A 298-nucleotide genomic window follows, 5' to 3' on the forward strand; every position below is an offset into this window, starting at 1 on the left:
GGTGTGGTGGATCCGGGGACGGTGCAGCTGACGGTGGGCCAGTTGGTGTTGCTGCCGCCGCCGTTCATGATCGTCACGCCGAAGTTGTTGCCGCTGCCGTTCGGTGTCGCGGTGACGGTGCTTCCGGCTGCGGTGACGTTGGCGTTCCAGCTGTTCTGGAGCGACTGCCCGGAGCGCAGTCCGAGGCTGACGGTCCAGGTGTTCGACCCGGTGACCGCCACGTGCAGGTTGAACCGGTCCGCCCAGGTCTCGGCGCCCGTCAGCGTCGCCGTACAGGTCGACGCCGTGGCGGCAGCGG

General features: G+C 69.1%; 1 protein-coding gene. It reads right to left on the reverse strand.

The window, feature by feature from the left end:
- Positions 1 to 298: cellulose binding domain-containing protein (locus JT723_RS34715; protein ID WP_205048887.1), on the reverse strand; the 298-nt coding region annotated here is incomplete at both ends.

Source organism: Actinacidiphila bryophytorum (assembly GCF_016916835.1).
GTDB lineage: Bacteria > Actinomycetota > Actinomycetes > Streptomycetales > Streptomycetaceae > Actinacidiphila > Actinacidiphila bryophytorum.